Raw genomic sequence first — 19,712 nt, forward strand, 5'->3', positions numbered from 1 at the left:
ATAGTAGTAATAACATCATTACCGTGAAAGCCAAGAATCCAAAAATGTTATGCAAATTCCGTCCCCTATAATATGTTCTTTAAATACGTAAGTTTAAATTTGCCTTACTAAAAGATAAACAGTCGGTCATCAAATAAAAATGAAGATTTACAGAACTTAAGAATTGGGAATTTTAAGTGAGTTTATTCGAAAAGAGTGTCTATTATTGAATGTCATCATCCCAGGCTAACAATATAAGATTTTCAACACGTTTAACTTCTCGCATTTTTGGTAGATGATAGGCATTAATATATTTTTCACGTTCTGAATCATCACCAAGTTGACAGATGGTCCAATCTTTGAATGGAGTATTACGCCAAAGAGACTCGTTAACTACAGATCGAGCAGTTATGCCCCAAATTCGTGAATTATTACTATGCTCATAGCGTAGCATATTGCTATGTAATACTGCTGGCCAAACTTCATAGTAATTTCCTATCAAATGGGTACAACCAACATTAATTATATTTGCCGAATTTTTTCCAAAGGTATTATCAAATTGAGTTCGAGCGGTAGACATTGAAGGTGGGCCAAATCTATAAGCTAAGCAAAACAATAAGCCTATGGTAAAAATAATGGTGAAAATTTTATTTTTGTTAGAATTAAACCAAAGCAAAAAGGTATCGGTAATTTGAATAGCAGAAGCAACTAAAATTAATATTACACTTGGTATAGCATAACGGGATGCATACATATTAGATTTCAGCCAACGCAATGAGCTGATAAAGAGATAAAAAACAAGTGCAGTAATAAATAACGATAAAGTTATATGTAGTACATGTCGATATTTTAGATTAGTAGTTGCCAAAGTAATAAGACTTAAAAGTATTAATAAAATAACAAAACCAACTATAATAGTATGCGGACCATATTCATTAATTAGATTACGACTTAATTGAACGATTGCATTCGGCCATAAAGTAAGCGAAACGGAGCTAAGCCGTGTATTGTTCCAGGGAGAGACACGTACTGCCAGATAACCAGCAAACAATGAGATAGTTAGCACTATTATTAATCTGATATCAGCAACAATGTTAAAATTATGAAAAAACTTAACTAAGCGTGATGAAGTTGGATTATCCTCATGAACAAATGGCGACCGATATCGAAATATAATTATTAGCAGAGCTATTATCGGTGCAGATGTATTTACCCAAGCTCCAAGCAAGCTTAAACAAAATGATAGTATTTGCCACTTCTTTTTTTGTATGTCCCATAATGCAATTGCAGCGAATATAAGAGCTAGTGATACAGGGTAGGGTTGTTGAGTGCTAAATGCAGAAAACTGAAAATGGTCATGAGTGGTAGCCAAAAAAACAGTAAGGCTTAATAAGCCTGCAGATAAATATGATTTTGCGCCAATAACTTTAGCGGCAAGAAAAAAGATTGTACAAGCACAAAATACATTGAGCCAGTTTTGTATTTGCAGATTTAACCAGGGGTCAGATATTGGTTTAGTTAGCAAAGGTATTAACATGCCAAAACGGTTTTGTTGCCAATAAAAAAAGGTCCAATAATATAGGCTAGATAAAATCGGGACTAAGCTATCGCCATCATGTGATGCAGTATAGCGAGCATTAGCAATTATCCAAAAGGCGCATATTCCACATAGGCAAAGTATAATTATGGCAGTGGTATGACGGCGAATATTCATAAATCTTGTAAAAACAATGTTTTACACTACTCGTCAAGAAAAATATTTATTTATACTTGTAAAAATTAAATTCTATTTGCTATAGTATTACTTGATGATTTGCAAACAACCCATTCTTGTATATCGTTGGTGGCGCTGCCTAAGTTAGGTGGCCCCGTTTGGTTGAATTGCAATAACCTAAAAAAGCCGAGGCCACTTGTCGTAGGTGGCTTTGGTTGTTTCCCCGTAAAATACCGATGCTGCTTATGACCTGTGGCCAAAAGCTAAACTGGAGCTTTTGCTATGAAGTGTCTCAAGTATGTGACCAATGGTGATGTTGTTATTCATCGCCATGAAATTGAGCTTGCATGTGGTAGCGCAATAAACCCTATAATTGATGCTCTTGATGAGCATCTGGGTGTAGTTTTGACTTCAGGATATGAATATCCTGGGCGCTATACCCGGTGGGATATTGGTTTTATTAATCCACCATTATGCATTACCGCTAAAGAGTATGACTTTGATATACGTGCGTTAAATCAAAGAGGTGTAGTCTTACTACGAGCGTTAATCCCAGTATTACAAACAATAGAATGTTGTAAAAATGTATCAACTGATTATAATTTTATAACTGGTAAAGTAGTACCTAACTATAATGAAATATTTGAGGAAGAACGAAGTAAACGACCATCAATATTTACCGTGTTGCGCGCTATTATAAAAGTATTTGCCAGCGATATAGATGCATATCTTGGTTTATATGGTGCTTTTGGTTATGATCTTGCCTTTCAATTTGAACCGATAAAATTACATTTGTCTCGTCCGCAAAATCAAAGAGACTTAGTATTATATTTACCTGATCAAATTGTTGTTGTTGATCATCAACGTGAAATAGCAAAACAATATAGTTATGATTTTATTTTTGCAGGTCATCGTACTCATGAATTTGATCGTTTCGGTATACGAAAGCCTTCTAGAGCAGCGGTTGAACTTAAAGATGATTGTGATCATGCACAGGGCGAATATGCTGAAATTGTACGCGAAGCATTAAAATCTTTTAAGTGTGGTGATTTATTTGAGGTCGTACCAAGTCAAACATTTTTTTCGGTTTATAAAGAGTCGCCGTCAATAATTTTTAATGATTTGCGTAAAGCTAATCCCAGTCCATTTGGAGCGTTGTTAAATCTTGGTGAAGGCGAATATATTATTAGTGCATCACCAGAGATGTATGTACGGGTTGATGGTGAAAGGGTTGAGACTTGCCCTATTGCGGGCACTATTGCGCGTGGTGCTGATGCTTTTGCTGATGCACAACAAATATTACAACTATTAAATTCAACTAAAGACGAGTCTGAATTAACTATGTGCACTGATGTTGATCGCAATGATAAGTCACGCGTGTGTAAACCAGGCACGGTACGAGTACTAGGTAGACGCCACATTGAAATGTATTCACGCTTGATCCATACGGTTGATCACATCGAAGGATTTTTAAAAGAAGGTTTTGATGCTTTAGACGCGTTTTTAGCTCATACCTGGGCAGTGACTGTTACGGGAGCGCCAAAAAGTTGGGCTATGCAATTTATCGAAGATCATGAAAAATCACCACGCGCCTGGTATGGTGGTGCGTTAGGTACTTTAAATTTTAATGGCAATTGCAATACCGGTCTTACTATACGTACAATGCGTATTATAAATGGCATTGCCGAAGTACGTGCAGGAGCAACTTTACTTTATGGATCTGATCCTGAGGCCGAAGAGCAAGAAACGCGCTTAAAAGCATCTGCTTTATTAGGTGTATTGCAAATCTCTAAAAGTGAGATTAAGGAAGTATCGCACAAAAAGAATGAAATTTTAAGCAACAATACTTACTCGAAAAAGATTAACATAAATAATTCGCTCACAAGTCGAATATTATTAATAGATCATCAAGATTCTTTTGTGCATACCCTTGGTAGCTACCTACGTGATTGTGAAGTAGAAGTAAAAACATTACGTAGCGGTTTTTCGGCTAAGTATTTAGATGAATATCAGCCACATTTAGCGGTGTTATCGCCTGGACCAGGATCGCCTAGTGATTTTTTAGTGTCGCGCACTATATCACTTTTGCGAGAACGTAAGATACCTATTTTTGGCGTGTGCTTAGGACTGCAAGGTATTGTTGAGTATTTTGGCGGTACGCTTTCTGTATTGCCTGAACCAAAGCATGGAAAGTCTACAAGCATTAAAGTGCTTGGTGGTGAGTTATTTTCTGGGTTACCAAGTGAATTTACCGCTGGCCGCTATCATTCTCTATTTGTTAAGCGTGATGAATTACCAGGAGAATTAATCATAACAGCTATAAGTGAAGATGAAGTAATAATGGCAATAGAACATGAAACAGAAAAAATTGCTGCAGTGCAATTTCATCCAGAATCAATAATGACGATGCAAGGAGATATCGGACGCTTGTTATTGCATAATTTAGTACAGTGTTGGTCTGCATAGTGATAATTTGCTTAATTATATTGGCTAGTTAAGAAGAATCAGTAAAATTATTAAGCCTATTAAAAAAAGTAAGCGATCAGTGTTTTTCTTCTTTTAATTGCGCAAATTAGCTGCGATTGTAGCGTAACTAATTTTTAGATTTAAAAAACATAAATAAACAACCAACAGTTGGTGGGAGCAATAGCTAGTGCTCACTTTATATCTAACATGTTTTTTAGTTGGCGGTGTGCTAATTGCTACATCCGTATTATTTGGTAGCCATAGCCATGACACCGATGTTGATCATGATTTGGATCATGATGTTGACCATGATTTAGATCACGACGTTGCTCATAGTTTAAATCTTGAAATCGATAACAAAGCTTTATTAGAGACAAATACAACTATTAGTAATGAAGTCGAATTAACCACTGAACAACAACTAAATACCAACATGCATGAAGTTGGTATATGGCTACCCTTTTTATCTTTACGTTTTTGGACCTTTTTTGCTGCAACTTTTGGTTTAGCCGGTGTCGCTTTAACTTGGCTAAAGCTAGCATCTAGTCCAGTTACTTTATTAACCTCAATAGTATTAGGAGTTATTAGCGGTACAGGTGTGGCATGGCTTTATCGCACCTTAAAACGAGCACAAGTGGATAGCTCGGTATCAACACGTGACATTCAAGGTGGTGTCGCACGTGTGCTATTGCCGATAGAGTCTACTTCTGAAGGAAAAATTCGTATTGCCAGCAAAGGCTATGTCAAAGATTTGCGCGCAATTACGCAAGATGAAAAAAATATAAATATTGGTGAACAAGTTTTAATTCTTGATATAAAAAATGATATTGCCAGAGTAACCGCTCTGAGGCAGAAAAAAGTTGAAGACAAAAATTATAATAAATTACCAGATCCAGAAACTAACATGGGAGTTAAGCAATGACAGATTTAAAAGCGGCCTTTCTTATTGCGATTGGCGTTTTAGTAACCATTTTCATTATCATATTAATGATAAAAAGTTTTATGTATATTTGTCGCCCTAATGAGGTGCTAATTTTATCTGGACGAAAATATCATCTACCTGATCAAGGTGTTGTCGGCTTTCGTATCGTAAATGGTGGCAGAGCCTTTAAACTACCCATTATTGAGCGTGTTGATCGTATGGATATGACGATTATGCCGATTTCAGTTCATACTAAAAATGCATATTCAAAAGGTGCAATACCATTAAATTTAACCGCGATTGCTCACGTAAAAGTTGATTCAAATCCTGCAGTTATGGGCAATGCGATTGAGCGATTTCTTGGCCGTGATCGCAGCGAAATTATGCGCGTAGCTCGTGAGACACTTGAAGGTAACTTGCGAAATGTTATCGCCACCCTTACCCCTGAAGAGGTTAACCAAGACCGTTTAAAATTTTCTAAACACTTAGCCGAAGAAGTGGATGAAGATTTAGAAAAACTAGGATTACAGCTAGATACATTAAAAATACAGACAGTAACTGATGACACTAACTATCTTGATAATATCGGCCGTGAACAAATAGCAAATATTAAAAAGATGGCAGAAATTGCAGAGTCTAATGCCAAGCGTGAAGCAGCTATGGTACAAGCTGAAAGTCAAGGTCGTGCTAAAGTTGCTGAAGCTAATGCCCAGGCATTGATTGCACAAAAACAAAATGAACTAAGGCGTTATATTGCTGAACAAGAAGCACGTGCAAATTCTGAAGAAGAACGAGCTACAGCAGCAGCCGAAGGCGCGCGTGCCAGTGCAGAGGCAAAATTACAACAAGTACGAACTAAAGTAGAAGAAGCACGCTTAAAAGCCGATGTTACTATTCCGGCAGAAGCCAAATGTCGTGTTGAGCAAATGTTAGCACAAGGTCGCGCTGCAGTTATTACTGAAACCGGTAAAGTAAATGCTGATGTTTTATCGATGGTAAGTGAAGCTTGGCGTAAAGCTGGTAGTGACGCAAAAGATATTTATCTTATCCAGCGTGTCGAAGAATTATTGGGGATGGTGGTTCAGGCGGTCAAAAATACTAATATAAAAGCAGTTAACTTACTTGATGATGGTAAAGGTTTGGCATTAGCAAGTTATATTTCAGCTTTTCCGGCTGCAGTAAATGCGGTATTAGCACAAGTGCAATTAGCAACCGGGGTTGATATACCTGCAATATTAAAGGGCACGAAATCTTTAGCTGGCACTAACAAACTTGCAACTTCTTCAAAAAAAACGATTTAATTTTATATAGGTGACCCATGGAATACCTTGCAGTCATTATTGTCATTTTAATTGCCACTTTCATTTTTGGCATATTAGTGCTGAAAAAAATGATTTATATCTGTCAGCCCAATGAAGTCTTAATTTTTTCGGGGCCGCGTCGTCGTGTTGAAGGAAGAGTAGTTGGCTATCGTATTATTAAAGGTGGCTTAGGTTTACGTATTCCCATGCTTGAGACGGTAGATCGCATGGATTTAACCAACCTGCCCATCGAAGTTACAGTTGAAGGTGCTTACTCAAAAGGTGGCATCCCGCTACATGTTGATGCGGTGGCAAATATAAAAATAGCTGGTGAAGGTATGGCGCTAGCAAATGCTATTGAACGTTTTTTAGGCAAAGGCCGTGAGGAAATTGCAGCAATTGCTCGCGAAACTCTTGAAGGCAATTTACGTGGTGTATTGGCGCAATTAACTCCTGAGCAAGTAAATGAAGATAAAATTTCATTTGCTAAAAGTTTACAAGAAGAAGCTATCGTTGATTTAAATCGTTTGGGTATAGATCTCGATAACTTGAAAATCCAAAATATCACTGACATGGTTGGTTACTTAGATTCAATTGGTCGTCGACAATCTGCCGAGCTGCAAAAACGCTCGCTTATCGCTGAAGCAGTAGCACGAGCAGATGCAGTTGAAAAAGATGCAGCCAATCAAAAGGAAACCGCACTAGCCAAAATTAATGCACAAATGCAAATGGTTGGTGCTGATACTGAAAAACGTATTCTTGATGCTACTACTAAAAAAGAAGCTATGGTTGCTGAACAGCGATCACAGGTTGAAGCATTGATTGCTAAAGCTGATGCACAACTAACCATGCAAGTTGCACGTATCGAACAAGTACGTCAACAACTTGAGGCTGATATGATTCAGCCCGCTATTGCTGAACGCAATCGTATGATAGAACAGGCTAAAGCTGAAGCCGCACCAATTTTAGAACAAGGTAAGGCATCGGTAACCGCATTAGAAGAAGCAGTAGCCTCTTGGCAAAAAGCTGGCGATAATGCCCGTGACGTATTTCTTATCAATAAAATAGAACCGATTATGCGCACCATGCTTGATACTATTCAATCGCTTGATATTAATCAGCTTACTTTATTACAAAGTCAGACCAACGGCGATTTGGCCATGAGTGCTGTTGGATTAAATGAAAAACTTAAAGCTGCATTAGGCATCGATCTTACTAGTATGCTTAGCAATATTGGTAGTAATAAGAAAGCCACTGAAATAAGGCCAAGCAACGTTTAAAAAGTATTTAAAAATATCACATTATTTTTTTTCGCTTATGATTTGTATAATGTAGTTTTAAAGTAACAAATTTTTAAATGAGGGTGCATCTTGCTCATAGAACGCGAAAAAATTAATAATGCAGCACAGAAAGTGCTTACTGATAGTGAGCAGATTGTTTTTAGCTGCGAAGGTGAAAGCGAAATTGGTGCCCTATTAGGTAAAGCTGGGCTGCTATTACTTACTAGCTATCATCGAATATTATTTATTACCGAACCAGTGACCACTGATGACCCCGAAGTGCAGCAATATAATTTAGATAATGTATTAGTAAAATTTGTTGAGGGTTTTCTTGGTATTGAGTTGCAATTATCATCGCAAACTGGTGAGGTTAATTTTAAGCGAATAGCACAAGCTGATATTGAGCAACTACATCATGTTTTATATGGTAAACCTATAGTTCATTCAGCAACTAATAGCGATGCATGGAATATTGAGAAAATCGATATTAGTAACAGCGCAATAGATATTGACCAACCACTATCTATACCTAGCGAAATTCATAATAAAGCGAAGCGAAAGCATGAAGCACCTAAAATTAGTAAAGATAATTTAACGAAATCTACATTTACTACTAAGTCTAAATCAAAAAAATCTGGGGGCCGGTTTATTCGCTTAATATTTACGGCAGTTTTTTTAATAGTTTTATCTTTTATCGGTCAGTGGTTTGGTACATTTATATTCGAGCTTGTACCACCTGAAGATTTGTTGCCTACAGAAACTTTGCATAACCTATTAATAAATATATTAAATATAAGCGAAAATGGTTGTCAAATATTTCAGGGCTTATGGGTACCATTTGCGGTGTATTTTTGTATTTCAGCCATCGTTATGCTTGCTTTAGCTAATGGTCGTCGTTTAATGTCTTATCGTTTGTATAAATTAAATTTTTTCATATTATGTAGTGGAATACTTTTATACAATATGGCTGAAAGTGCCAATGAGCATATTAACAAGCTGATTTTACGTCCATTACCTACAAATGAACTCACTGAAATAAACAAAACAGATGAGAATTCAGGTACGGATACCGCAAATGCTTTAACAACAAATGAGAAATCGCCTGCAATAGATCAAGTGCAAGGTCCTGAGCCTTCTCCAGAACCAGAACCAGAACCAGAACCAGAGCCAGAAGCAGTTTCCTCTGCAAGAGATAATAATAGTCTGTCAGGTTTAATTGGCGGTCAAGAACATCAACCAACAGATGAGGGAACTAAAAAAATTGATAATAACGAAAACTCTTTAAATAATAGTTTAAATCTTGCTATGCAACGTCGCGCATTAAGGAAAAGATTGATTGAAAATAGCGAAAAACCTACCACCTTATCAAGGCAACAAATATGGTCAGTAATAAAAACCAATATTCCCAAATTACAGGGATGTGTTAACCAAATAAAAGATAAACGAGCATTACGTTCAAGTTCAGCAGTGATTTTGATTTATCCTAATGGTGAAACACAACGAGTTTATTTAAAATCAGCAAATTCTTTATCTTCTACTGCTAAAAGTTGCATTATACGAAATATAAACATTTGGACATTTCCTAAATTTAAAGGAGCCCCAATCAAAGTTGATATCCCCTTATCGATAAATAATTAGGCAAATATGCAGCGCAAATAAAACTATTTATGTTATAATTGTTTGAAATCGTTTATTAAAAATAGATTCGCTTATTTAATTATTTTTTCTGTTAAAATTCTAAAAAAAATTGCCGTATTGAAGTTCCCATTTTTGTAAGGAAAAACGACTTATAAGGCATGGAGGGCAGAGCATGCCAACTACACATATTTATAAAAATTCATTTTCTAACCAAAATAGCCAACAAAAGCGTTTAGTTAGAGCAGCGACAATTATTTTTGCCACTTTTGCAATAATGATGATAAGCGGCCAAATAACTGTAGCCGCAGAAAAAGACTCGGGCTGGAGTGAGCTACCGCAATACAATCAAAATCAGCAATTTGGTGGCGCAGAGCGTTATTTAATTCATATTAGTACTGACAAACCAATTTACCGTATCGGCGAACAGGTCTATGTACGTGGTGTAATTTTAGAAGCGCGTACACATAAGCCTTTGCAATATAATGTACAGAGTGAAATTCAAATTAAAGGGCCCAAAGGTAATATTGTTGCCCAAGGCTATTCAGCTTTTACTCTGGGTGCAGCAGGTTTTACTTGGCCGGTACCAGATGAAATAGCAGGTGGTGAATATAAAGCAATTGTGAATATATCAACTTTGGGATTAGCTCCGGCAGAACGAAAATTTGATATTCGCACCTTTAGAGCGCCTCGGCTAAAGACACAAATAAAATTTAAACGTGATGGTTATGGCCCTGGTGACAAAGTATTTGCCACACTTCATGTTGAACGAGCTGAGGGTGGTATACCTAAAAATGCAAAAGTAAAGGTAAGTGCACGCGTAGATGATAAAGAAGTATACGTTGGGCATAGTAGTGTTGACGCCATAGGTAACGCCAGTACTCATTTCGCTCTACCTAAAAAAATAGAGCGTGGTGAAGGCACTTTAGCTATGAGCGTTGAAGATGGTGGAGTAGTTGAAACTGCTACTAAGACTATTCCTATTTTATTGCAGACCTTAGATATTTCTATGTATCCCGAAGGTGGTGATTTTATAGTCGGTATACCTTCGCGGCTTTATATTGAGGCAAAAACGCCAGCGCAAAAACCAGCAGATATTGAAGCTGTGGTAGTTGATGCAAATGATAAAGAAATTGCAGTGCTTAAGACTGAGCATGAAGGCCGTGGACGAGTTACTTTTACACCGATTGATAATCAAAAATATTTTTTAAAAATTTTGGCACCAACTGGGATTAAAAAGCTATTTGCGCTGCCGGCAACAAAAAAAGAAGGCGGCACCATAACCGCCACCGATGATGTCATTAATCGCGGCAAACCTGTGCATCTAAAAATTGCTGCAACACAAAGGGGCAATTACACAATCACTATTAATAAGCGCGAGATTGAATTTGCTTCAACTATTGTGGATCTTAAAAACAAAAAACTCACTAACGTTACTATACCATTACCTAAAGAAGCTGATGGCGTTTTGATTGCAACATTATGGGGACCTAAAGGCGAGCCCATAGCAGAGCGTTTAATTTATCGCGAACTTGCTCACAAGCTACAAGTATCGATTAAACCGGATCAGCATAGTTATGTTCCTGGTGGCGTAGCTAATTTAGAAATTACTACCAAGGATGAAAAAGGTAATCCTGTAAGTGCTATGGTAGGTATTACGGTTACTGATGATAGCGTGCTTGAAATGATCGAAAAACGTGAACAAGCACCACGTTTGCCGGTTATGGTATTGCTTGAACCAGAAGTTCGCGAGTTAGCGGATGCACAGATTTATTTAAGTAGCGATACTATTAAAACGCGTCTGGCAGTAGATCTTTTACTTGCAACCCAAGGATGGCGTCGCTTTGCCTTGAAGGACATACAAGAATTTATAAATACATATGGGGATGCAGCACGACGAGTATTAGCCCAACAGACACAACCGATTACAATATTAACCGAACGGGTAAAATATCGTCCGCGAAAAAATGGTCATCATCGCCGAGCTAATATGAAGTTTGCTCATAAAGAAGCAGTTAATAAAATTGCTGGATTTGCACCACCACCAGTTCCAGCAATGGCGCCTCCACCTGAGGCACAAGCTCCAAAACCAAAAATAGCTGATGCTCTTAAGAAGCCAGCAGCCGAGCAACCTGCAAATGATAAAAAACTACAAATTGCTGAAGTTGATAAGCGTGAAGTAGAGCAGAAAAAAGATGAAGCTTTGGCTATGAAAGAAAAAATGCCCATAGTCATGGCAGATGAAATGGTAGCTGAGCAGTCACAGATAATATATGTGCGCGAATATGCGCATCAAGTGCGATCAAATCGACAAGCAAATGACCGTATCGACTTTACTGAAACATTATATTGGCATGCTGGAATACAAACTGACCGTAATGGCAAGGCGCATTGCAGTTTTGGTTTAAGTGATGCAGTAACCTCATTTAAAGTAATGGCAGATGCATACAATGATAAAGGTAGCTTAGGTATTGCTACAGAAAGTATACAATCACGCCAGCCATTTTATGTTGAACCTAAAGTGCCATTACAACTTACTTCTGGTGATGTAGTGTCACTACCAGTTGTATTAGCTAATGGTACTGTGCAAGAATTAACCATAAACGAATTTGCAGTTAGGGCCGCAAGAGGAATTGCTGTAATAAACAACAACATCAACTTCAAGCTGCAGGCAAATGTACGAAAACGTGCGCTAGTTGTTTTAGCTACTGGCAACTATGTTGGCAAAGACGAACTTGTTGTTAATGCTGCTGCAGGTAATTATGTTGATAAAATTACCCGAACTCTTGAAGTCATGCCAAAAGGTTTTCCGGTTACCGTTGCGCGCGGTGGTTTAATTGACGCTGATGTTACTGAAACTATCGATTTAAATATTCCTCATCATATAGTACCAGGTAGTTTAATTGCCGAAGTTGCAATATATCCAGCCCCATTAGGCAATTTAACTCAAGCATTAACGCGTTTAATGCAAGAACCTTATGGTTGTTTTGAGCAAACTAGCTCAACATCTTATCCATTAACAATGGCGCAGCAATATTTCACTAGTCATGCAAATGTCGACTCCAATATAGTGCAAAATGCAAATGCGCTTTTAAAGCGTAGCTATCAACGCTTAACCAGTTTTGAGTGTAAAGATAAAGGTTATGAATGGTTCGGTGGTGCAGCTCCAGGGCATGAGGCATTGACCGCTTATGGTATTATGCAATTTCATGATATGATTAAGGCAAAATTATCTTTAGTAGATGAGCAAATGTTAAACCGCACCAGAACTTGGCTATTAGCACGACGCGATGGTAAGGGAGGTTTTCAACGAAATAGTCAAGCGCTTGATAGTTTTGGTGGAGCTCCTACAGATACTACTAATGCTTATATTGTTTGGGCATTGTTATCAGCCAAAGAGAAAGGGCTTAATAAAGAAGTTGCTGTAGTACTTAATACCGCAAAAACTACTAAAGATTCGTATATCACAGCGCTAGGTGCCAATATCGCCTGGCTATCTGGTAATAGTACAAAAGCAAAATCATTTATGGCTAAGCTTGCCGATAAACAAGATAATAGTGGTGCTGTAAGTGGCGCTGTAACTACTATTACCCGATCAGGTGGCGAGGCCTTAGCTATTGAAACAACCTCGCTCGCAGTTTTAGCTTGGTTGCATGAACCTGCGTATGCAGCAAATGTTGAAAAGGCAATTAAATTTTTAACCTCTATGTGTGAAGGTGGACGTTTTAGCTCAACCCAAGCAACGGTATTAGCACTTAAAGCTATTATTGCTTATGATGAAGCTTATGCTAGTCCAAAAGCAGCTGGTACATTACAGTTGTTACTTGACGACAAACCTATTGGTAATCAGGTAGCATTTACAAAAGAAAGCCAAGGCGCAATATTAATGCCGTCATTGATTGAGTATTTAAGCGAAGGTAATCATCAATTAAGTCTGCGTATGCATCATGGTGCGCGTATGCCTTATTCGATATCAATTAAATATAATACACTGCAACCAGCTTCATCTGCACATACTAAGCTTAGCCTTAAAACCAAACTAGCAAATAGCAAGATTGTCGAAGGCAAAGTTACAGAAATCCGAGTAGATGTAGCTAATATTACTAATGCCGCAGTGCCAACACCAGTTGCGATTATCGGTATACCTGGCGGACTTGAAGTTAGACATGATCAATTAAAAGAATTAGTTAAAAGTAAAAAAATAGATGCATACGAAGTGTTAGGTAGAGAGGTAGTATTGTATTGGCGTCAATTAAAAGCCAAAGAGGTACGTTCATTACCTATTAGTTGTGTTGCAGCTATTCCCGGCAAATATACGGCCCCCGCTAGTAGAGTGTATGAATATTACACAGATGAATATAAGCACTGGGTAGCAGGTATAGACGTTGAGATAGTTGCAGCCGAGCTACCTTAAGCTGGCAATAATAGCATCTGCTAAAATATTTACCCCTTCAGCAACCACTGCTTTTTGCAATGATTCTATTTGCTCGTCATCTTCAGGCGAATTATTTTTCTCATTATCATGACGTTGGTCTTTTAGCTTTTTGTTTTTGTGTTTCAATTTCTTTTTATGTTTTTTATCACCAACATCGCGGGTATTAGCAGGCGTTTTGTCTTTTTCTTTAGCGGCTCGTTTACGCAAATCACCTAAAAGCACAACGCCTTGATTTTTAGCAAGATCTTCAATTTGCTGCTGTATTTTGGCAAAGTCGGGATTATGGGCGATACGCGTTTTTGATTTTTCGATTAGCAGCGAAAGGGCATTGCTATAATTAAATTGCCAATTATTTTTTTCAGTACTGCTATTTGCTTCTTTTGAAAAGAAGGGCTGAACTTTTTGAGCAGCTAGCGCGTACTCAAGTTTATCTTCGCCCATATTAAAACCATCAAATACGGAAGGTATTATAATATCAGATGGCACTCCAGTCATTTGAGTAGAATTGCCACCGGGCAAGAAAAACATGCCGGTAGTAACACGCAGTGCGCCAATACTAACTGGCATAGGTACAATCATTTGCACTGTACCTTTGCCAAAAGTTGTATCGCTACCAATAATTAAAGCACGTTGATAATCGTGTAACGCACCAGCAACAATTTCTGAAGCTGAAGCGCTAGCGCGGCTAACGATTATAGCTAATGGGCCATCCCATTCAACTTCGGGATTAGTATCTTCAAGAACTTCAAATTGACCATCAGCATTTTTAGTGCCAACAATAGCGCCACGTTTTATAAAGAGCCCAGATATACGAACTGCATCTTCTAATAACCCACCGCCGTTACGAGATAAATCTAAAACAATACCATCAGCCTTATGCTCGTGTGCTTGCTCTAATAGATTTTTCATATCTTCATAAGATGAACGACCACCTTTTTGGCCACCGTAGAAAGAGGGTAATTCAATTATGCCAATTTTAAGTTCGTGATTTTCAACTTTTCGTGTTTCGTAGGTTATTTTCGCGGCTTGCGAAGAAACATCAATTTTATCACGAACAATAGTTACATTTAATGTTTTTGTGGTTTTACTCTCACGAAGAATAGTTAAAGTAACGCGGGTGCCTTTTTTACCGCGAATCATTTTAACAACGTCACTTAAATCCATATCAATGGTGGGTACTGGTGTTTCATTTTCTTGAGCAACAGCAATAATTTTATCTTTGGGGCGCAGTTGTCCTGATTTTTCGGCTTGACCCCCAGGGACTAAAGATTGAATGATAGTAAAGCCATCATTGCTAGTGAGCACCGCACCAATACCTTCGAGTGAAAGTTTGAGGGCGATTTCAAAATCAGTCAGTTGGTCAGGACTCATATATGCCGAGTGAGGATCAAGTGCTTGTGCAAAAGCCTCGGCCCAAAGACCAGTAATTTCACCTTTGCTTTGACGTTCGGCAAGGCGCTTACCAATTAATTCATAGCGATGAATTAATTGGCGCTTGGCCTCTTGCATGCTAAGACCAGCAGCTAAGTAATTTGACATTTGAAAATGAATGGTATTGCGAACTAATTTTTCGCGTTCATTAATATTTTGAGCATATTGACGTTTTTCAGGTTCGAGAATTAGTTGAGTGCTATCATCAATTTTAAAATTAGGCGTTAGTGTTTTGGTGACTATTTTTTGGTCATCAACTGAACGTTGCATAATTAGTTTCCAAACATCAGTTATGCGCTGACAGTTGCCATGCTGGGCTTCAGTGAACGTTTTTGGTAAATCGTGTTGCAATTGCTCAAGGTCAGGAGCAAGCAGCATATTTTTTGAAGGGTCAATGATTTCAATGAAACGTTTTGAGGTATGCTGCATAAGGGTTTCGTCTATTTGTTTGACCGAATAATGTTGGCGCATAAATACGCGAAAAAGCGACGGTAAATCGCGGCATTGGACACCAGCCGGTACAGATGTGACAGCTGGTTGAGATCGTGCAAATACAGGTTGGGAAATTAAAACAATAGTGGATGCAAGCACGACCCCAAATAACCTAGCTAAGAACATCGATTATCTCCTGTAATACGACTAGTACTATATTTACCTAGCATTACCAATTAAACAAAGTTACTAATTAAAATTATTCTAAATTGCCAATATTTACGCAAATTTATCTTAACTTTACGAAATTATTAGCTTTTGTATCAAAATTAGCGGTTTTGGCAGTTGAGCGGCGTACAAGCAACTTGACGCCAAACAAGTTACAAGGTTATTTAACAAAAACAAACGCGGGCGTAGCTCAGTTGGTAGAGCGTCAGCTTCCCAAGCTGAGGGTCGCGAGTTCGAGCCTCGTCGCCCGCTCCAAAAAAAAATTTCATATGACACTGCACAAATGTATAATTAAAGTTCAGCAAGGTGATTTAACTCAAGGTGACTCACTGGTGCTAGTTAATGCCTCGAACACTAATGGCATACTGGGCGCAGGTGTATCTGCAGCTATTAGTCGCACCTGTGGCAAAGAGCTTCAAACTACTATTACAAATGCGCTAACTAAAAAATTTGTCGGCCCAATGCAGCCGGGAGATATACTAATAACTGATGCTGGTAAGCATCCCAAAGCTCAGTTCGTTGCCCATGTTGCGGTTATGGATTATCGCCAAGGATTCAATGTTGATCCATTTCCTACTGTGCAAACCATTAAGCTTTGTTGTCAAAACTTATGGCAGACATTAGAACAACTACAAGCTGACAAAATTACTGTGGCTATGGTTGCACTCGGCGCTAGCACTGGACAATTAGGTGTACGTTTTCCTACTGAAATTGCCTGTGAAACCCTAAAAGCACATCTTAATAGCAATACCCAAAGCAAAATAGGTGAAGTAACCTTTTATGGCTATCAACCACATGAATACACAATTATGTTAGAGATCATTTCTAAACAGCCTACTCTAATACCTAAAGTCACAGAAAATTTACTAGCTGCATCTCAAAAGGTGACGTTAGCCCATCATTGACTTAAGCAACTAATAATTTTATGTTTGTGCTATGATTAGAGCATATCTCCCGGTTACGCTGCTGGGCAGCATTACCTTGATTGCCACCACTGCCGTAGTTGCGACCTCGCCAACCGAGTATCAAGCCAACTATTTCGGCGTACCACTTAAGGTACAGTCATCCTCGACCCTGCAAGGCCCTAAAAGCCCCGGCCAATACGCGCTAGCTAATTTATTCGATGGTAAACCGGAAACTGCTTGGGTAGAAGGCGCCAAGGGGGCCGGAAAACACCAGTGGATTTTATTCAAGCTTGAACAGCCATTAGTGATCGAAGGCATAACATTATTACCCGGCTACACTAAAAACTCCGCATTGTTGCGTGCCAACTGCTCACCTGCAAAGATAACCTTAGACAGCGACAACGACCGTCTAGGGACCTTCAGCATCCCCTATCGTAGTGAGATGAGTGTAACTAAATCAGGCGACCTTCATTGTCAGCTTACAAACGGTAAGGTGAATGCCTACGATCGCATAATCATTTTAGCGCGACCGATCACTGCTAAACAATTCGTTGTGGCAATAGAAGAGGTGGTTTTTGGTACCAAATATGAAGATTTGGCCATAAGCGAGCTGTCGTTACTACCTAGCTGGCAAGCAACCGGATCACATCGCGTATCTGCCAATGCCATAGACTTCATGCGCCTGCTGCGCGATCAGCGTTATAATGCCATTAAGTTGGCGAGCAATCCTCAAATAGAAGACTTAAGACAAAAAATCATCTACTTCGATGAATTTTATAAGACCGCCATGATAGGTGAAACAGCGCTGAAAATTATAGCAACCGCCAAACAAGAACCGCGTTTAACCGCTAAATTCGATGCTTCAATAAAACCCGCGGAAGTATTCCTTCGTGCTACTTATAGCTCTTTCATTCAACAGGCGGTTACCTTTACCCACTCACGTGGAGACGACTGCTTGATCGGATATGAGTCGGTGCACAAGGGAGATGGTGAATGGCTGAGCCTTTATCCGGTAGTCTGTTTAAATACCACGGGTGCGGTGACGCGTATGATCGAACTCAAACATAATGATGGTACCCCAGCCTGTGATGATTACCTGCCCGAGCTGTAATAGCCGTTTGACATCAACGTTGATATTTTTAATCCACAAAAGCCTTTATAAAAAAGGCGCCGCTTTACAATGGAATATATTATAAATACTAAGCTAAATAAGATGCTATTATTACTAGCCTTTTAAAATCTCGCAAACCTACTGTGCTTTTGTAAAATTTTGCTTCTTTATTAGCGGTGCTAACATTTGCCGCAAGAGTTTCAGGATTTGCTTTTGCAATCTTTTTAACACTGTCATAACCAGCAGCGACAAGTACACGCGCAAAAGTCGGGCTTACCCACTGCAGCCGCACTAAATCAGCAAGAGCTAACCATTGTTTGAGTTCTGCAGTTGTTAAACCAGTTTGTTTCGTGAGCGCAGCTAATCCAGATAACGCAGCTTCGTAAAGTTGTTTGCTGTTTTTGATTTTGGCATTTTCGAGTTTGGCCAATTCTTTTTTATTCATCCAATCAAAAGTTTTTAAAGGATGTGGTTTGGGAAAAAATCCTTCAACTGCACGGCGTAATAAATTTAAGTAAGCAGGATTTATCCCACTTTCACTTGCAAGTTTTGCTAATGATGGTGAGCGCTGTAGTTGTGTGCGTAATTGCTCTACTGTTTTAATATCGCTCTTTTGTAAACTTGCAAACTTGTCACTAATGCCGTCAAGCAGTGATAGTTGGCTTGGAATTAAATCAGCAGCTTTAAGTCTAGTCGCTAAATCATTAAGACTCATTTTATGATCATCAATATAATAGCTCATTATTGATAAACTCCTTTTGTAGATAATTAACCCCATCATCAAACAAGAGTTAAAACAATATTGCAGCGCAGTTGTAATTATGAAGAAATGACTAAATAATTTTTGAAGTAAAGTCCATACTAACTCGTCAAAGGGTAAATGATTAATAACACCTAAATACGCGAGGTTAAAATGCCGTTTATAATTGCATATTTAGTAGTATTGTTGTCAGCGGCTCCAGTTTTTGCCAAAAAAGCCGAATCTATAAAGCATATGCCACTACTAGTGAAATTATTTGGCAATACCAAAAGATTTAAAATTAAAGAGAAGCAAGTACCTGCTTGGACGCAGATGAGTTCGCAAGTATGTCATAGCAGCGATAATGTACCAATATTTTTAGGGGTTGGAGTAGTATCAGGTATTAAAAATTTAGCCTTAGCGCGAACTGCTGCTGATAACCGTGCACGAGCTGAGATTGCCAAACTTATTAATTCTAAGGTTACTATTAGCAAAACAAAAGATTCTACAACTATAAAGACTATAACGACGGCAGCATTGCAGCAAGTTGAGATTATCGATCACTTTTTTGATGATGAAGGTAATATATATGCCTTAGCGCGAGCACCAGCGTTGACAAAATTAGACAATCAGCAAAGCGCTAATAATTTATGTGATATTACCAAACAAAATAAAAAATTGAGAACCTTGGTGGTTGATTATGAAAAACCTAAGCAAGTTATAGAATTAGAAAAAATCATACCAAATTGGCGCGAAGCTCCGCTGAGTTATTTTAATCATGAGATTATATTAAATTGTATTTATATGCCTTATAAAGATGGAGTGAGTATAGTTAATCTTGAAGCTACAGCAAAAAGCATTGTAGCTGAACATATTTTCATTTTATTAACTGCAATAAGTACATATTACGCACCAAATTTTAGTGGTGAATTGATTAAATGTTTAAAACTAAATAAAGATAACGTGCTTAAACAAATTATATCCGCAAGTTATTGGTATAGTGATAGCAAACAAATATCTGGATGTGGTTTATTAGAACTTTATAAGCTAAAACAAATCGCAGAGCAATGTTCACCAGAAGTAATAAAAAGTCTAAAGCAATTTTATAATGCTGGTAGTCGATGAAATATTTAT

12 protein-coding genes and 1 tRNA gene are annotated in these 19,712 nt (G+C 38.1%); 10 read left to right on the forward strand and 3 right to left on the reverse strand.

Annotated features, from left to right (window positions below; genetic code table 11):
- Nucleotides 1-202: 202 nt before the first annotated feature.
- Entirely contained in the window at nucleotides 203-1,693 is a 1,491-nt protein-coding gene (locus tag JW841_04760) for a hypothetical protein (GenBank protein ID MBN1960236.1), read from the reverse strand.
- 282 nt (nucleotides 1,694-1,975) lie between these two features.
- Here JW841_04760 and JW841_04765 point away from each other — a divergent pair, with 282 nt between their 5' ends.
- The 6 genes from JW841_04765 to JW841_04790 all read left to right on the forward strand — a co-directional run bounded on the left by JW841_04765 (nucleotide 1,976) and on the right by JW841_04790 (nucleotide 13,711).
- Complete coding sequence (locus tag JW841_04765; GenBank protein ID MBN1960237.1) at nucleotides 1,976-4,159, forward strand: anthranilate synthase component I; 2,184 nt, start codon at nucleotides 1,976-1,978, stop codon at nucleotides 4,157-4,159.
- A 187-nt stretch (nucleotides 4,160-4,346) separates the two neighbouring features.
- Complete coding sequence (locus JW841_04770; protein MBN1960238.1) at nucleotides 4,347-5,081, forward strand: hypothetical protein; 735 nt, start codon at nucleotides 4,347-4,349, stop codon at nucleotides 5,079-5,081.
- Nucleotides 5,078-6,382, forward strand: coding sequence for a flotillin family protein (locus JW841_04775; GenBank protein MBN1960239.1), 1,305 nt, complete (start codon nucleotides 5,078-5,080; stop codon nucleotides 6,380-6,382). The genes JW841_04770 and JW841_04775 overlap by 4 nt, the downstream gene beginning before the upstream one ends.
- An 89-nt stretch (nucleotides 6,383-6,471) precedes the next feature.
- The gene (locus JW841_04780) at nucleotides 6,472-7,662 is read left to right on the forward strand and encodes a flotillin family protein (protein ID MBN1960240.1); all 1,191 of its coding nucleotides are present in this window, start codon (nucleotides 6,472-6,474) and stop codon (nucleotides 7,660-7,662) included.
- Nucleotides 7,663-7,752: 90 nt separating this feature from the next.
- Nucleotides 7,753-9,300, forward strand: a complete 1,548-nt coding sequence (locus JW841_04785; protein ID MBN1960241.1) for a hypothetical protein — start codon at nucleotides 7,753-7,755, stop codon at nucleotides 9,298-9,300.
- 172 nt (nucleotides 9,301-9,472) lie between these two features.
- Nucleotides 9,473-13,711 carry an A-macroglobulin complement component gene (locus JW841_04790; GenBank protein ID MBN1960242.1) on the forward strand — a complete coding sequence of 1,413 codons (4,239 nt, stop codon included), beginning with the start codon at nucleotides 9,473-9,475 and terminating at the stop codon, nucleotides 13,709-13,711.
- Here the strand turns inward: JW841_04790 and JW841_04795 are convergent.
- Nucleotides 13,703-15,781 (reverse strand): carboxy terminal-processing peptidase, encoded by a 2,079-nt coding sequence (locus JW841_04795; protein MBN1960243.1) that lies wholly within the window; start codon nucleotides 15,779-15,781, stop codon nucleotides 13,703-13,705. The two genes, JW841_04790 and JW841_04795, sit on opposite strands and share 9 nt — an antisense overlap.
- 221 nt (nucleotides 15,782-16,002) lie before the next feature.
- Between JW841_04795 and JW841_04800 the strand changes: the two genes are divergently transcribed.
- The 3 genes from JW841_04800 to JW841_04810 all read left to right on the forward strand — a co-directional run bounded on the left by JW841_04800 (nucleotide 16,003) and on the right by JW841_04810 (nucleotide 17,839).
- Nucleotides 16,003-16,078 (forward strand) — tRNA-Gly (locus JW841_04800).
- A gap of 14 nt (nucleotides 16,079-16,092) precedes the next feature.
- Nucleotides 16,093-16,728 (forward strand): macro domain-containing protein, encoded by a 636-nt coding sequence (locus JW841_04805; GenBank protein MBN1960244.1) that lies wholly within the window; start codon nucleotides 16,093-16,095, stop codon nucleotides 16,726-16,728.
- A 31-nt stretch (nucleotides 16,729-16,759) separates the two neighbouring features.
- Nucleotides 16,760-17,839, forward strand: a complete 1,080-nt coding sequence (locus JW841_04810; protein MBN1960245.1) for a discoidin domain-containing protein — start codon at nucleotides 16,760-16,762, stop codon at nucleotides 17,837-17,839.
- Between the two features lie 88 nt (nucleotides 17,840-17,927).
- On the opposite strand, the gene JW841_04815 is transcribed toward JW841_04810, so the two are convergent.
- Nucleotides 17,928-18,581 (reverse strand): DUF4332 domain-containing protein, encoded by a 654-nt coding sequence (locus JW841_04815; GenBank protein MBN1960246.1) that lies wholly within the window; start codon nucleotides 18,579-18,581, stop codon nucleotides 17,928-17,930.
- A gap of 171 nt (nucleotides 18,582-18,752) precedes the next feature.
- Here JW841_04815 and JW841_04820 point away from each other — a divergent pair, with 171 nt between their 5' ends.
- Nucleotides 18,753-19,703 (forward strand): hypothetical protein, encoded by a 951-nt coding sequence (locus tag JW841_04820; protein MBN1960247.1) that lies wholly within the window; start codon nucleotides 18,753-18,755, stop codon nucleotides 19,701-19,703.
- The last annotated feature ends 9 nt before the right edge of the window (nucleotides 19,704-19,712 follow it).

Source organism: Deltaproteobacteria bacterium (assembly GCA_016931625.1).
Classification (GTDB): domain Bacteria; phylum Myxococcota; class XYA12-FULL-58-9; order XYA12-FULL-58-9; family JAFGEK01; genus JAFGEK01.